Source organism: Enterococcus italicus DSM 15952, assembly GCF_000185365.1.
GTDB lineage: Bacteria > Bacillota > Bacilli > Lactobacillales > Enterococcaceae > Enterococcus_G > Enterococcus_G italicus.
Window position 1 is genome coordinate 35157 of the sequence record NZ_GL622242.1, and the last position, 1669, is coordinate 36825.

The following is a 1669-nucleotide window of genomic DNA, read 5'->3' on the forward strand; positions in this document are numbered from 1 at the left end:
GAAAAAATATAGTACTAAACTCAAAAAATTAACTGAAACAATACAATATACTTATTTTGCATCTTAAGGGGGTATTTAGAGCAAAATTTAAAAATATATAGTTTATACCTGTATAATTATATTTGTTTCTTAAAACGTAAATATGAGCCAAATAAGAGGTGTTTTTATGACGATAAACTTTGTAATCACTTTTTCTGTATTTGATAAAACATCAAAAGAAATTGCTGGAGCTTATCCCTAACGACCAAAGAATCTAAAAAATAATTAAAATCATGAAAGACCAAAACATTGTTTTCTAATTCTTTTTTTCTTAGATTTTCTCCTATGTCTTCAGGTTTTTTCATGGATTATTTCTCCTTTTAAAACTTGATTTGATTATGTTTGAAATTATGTTTTTTCTTATCTTGATTTTAACATGGAAATTTACATTTATTCCAATTTCCTTTTCTTTCCGAAAAGTTTTCTCGGTATAAAAACATTCCTGATTTTCATATTTGTTTAGTCCTCTTTTTGTTTTCCTCATCGGTCTGCTCGATGACAGGAGCAGTCAGATTGAAAATCTGAAATATATTCAAATTATTTTCCTAAGGGCGCACTTACATACCATGAAAATCATGGTATAAATTGCCAATATTTTAGATTAAACGTGTTGGAAAAACTCGCTTTGCTCATGTAAATAAAAACGTTATAAAGTATTGTAGTGAACTTCGCATGTGTGTACACACATGCAGTAAAAAGTAATTATCTTCCACTCGGTCACACCTAAAATTTACATTTTAGTTTGTTCCTCATTTCAGACGATTCTTTTTATTTTTGGGGCGTTGCCCCAATCCCCATATTCTATTTTTTGTTGTTGTCAAAGGCAACTTCTTATACAGGTTTTTAGGGTTTAGCACGGCATCAATTTATTTGATGTGTAAATGCGCATTGCACTCTTTTTTAGCGAAACAAGCCGACCAGCGTTTGAAACTTTTTAGTTTTTCATCATTCTATTTTAAAACGTTCTAAAACTCGATTTAAGCGACTTTAATTCGAAACTGTCTATTTGTTCAAAGGGATCATTAAGAATGCTTAAACGAGCTTAGGAGATGTTTTATCTGAACGTAATGATCAAACGCCAGAAACGAATAAATATCCTCTTATGTCTTTTGTACAAGGCAAAGGAGTTACTCCAAAAGGAGAACGATATAATCGCAGCTTTTTAGTCAAGGATTCAGAAAAAAATATAAAAAAACTGAATTGGGAGATTTCATATATAGTTCTAATAATCTTGAAACAGGTTCAATTGGATTTAATAGAACTGGAAAAGCTGTTATATCCCCTGTCTATAGTATATTTAAGTCAAAAAAATCACGAGAAAGTCAATTTATAGGGATTATGTCTGCTCGAAAGGGCTTTATTTCTAAAATGGTAAGATTTCGTCAAGGTGTTGTTTATGGTCAATGGAGAATACATGAGTCTGATTTTTTAAATATTGATATGAAAATGCCCAATGATAAAGAACAACAATTGATTATTTCTTTTTTGAAAGCATAGACAAGACTATCGCTCTTCATCAACGTAAGTTAGATTTGTTGAAAGAACAGAAAAAAGGCTTTTTACAAAAGATGTTTGTTTAGGGTCTATAAATAGATAATAGCCCCTTAGAAATACAATAAAAAACAGCCCC

The 1669-nt window shown here is 30.2% G+C and carries 2 protein-coding genes and 1 pseudogene; 2 read left to right on the plus strand and 1 reads right to left on the minus strand.

Annotated elements, in window-relative coordinates; all coding sequences use genetic code 11:
- Window positions 1-185: 185 nt before the first annotated feature.
- Entirely contained in the window at window positions 186-344 is a 159-nt protein-coding gene (locus tag HMPREF9088_RS11990) for a hypothetical protein (RefSeq protein WP_007209242.1), read from the minus strand.
- An 895-nt stretch (window positions 345-1239) separates the two neighbouring features.
- Here HMPREF9088_RS11990 and HMPREF9088_RS12700 point away from each other — a divergent pair.
- Both HMPREF9088_RS12700 and HMPREF9088_RS11770 read left to right on the plus strand, forming a co-directional pair.
- Window positions 1240-1536 (plus strand): hypothetical protein, encoded by a 297-nt coding sequence (locus tag HMPREF9088_RS12700; protein ID WP_420871142.1) that lies wholly within the window; start codon window positions 1240-1242, stop codon window positions 1534-1536.
- Window positions 1521-1619: pseudogene (locus HMPREF9088_RS11770) on the plus strand (restriction endonuclease subunit S); the annotation flags it as partial. The gene HMPREF9088_RS12700 and the pseudogene HMPREF9088_RS11770, both read left to right, overlap by 16 nt.
- Window positions 1620-1669: the final 50 nt, after the last annotated feature.

Bases quoted from the DNA above. Each gene is read 5' to 3' on its own strand.
- HMPREF9088_RS11990 (WP_007209242.1), bottom strand. From the start codon at position 344: ATGAAAAAACCTGAAGACATAGGAGAAAATCTAAGAAAAAAAGAATTA.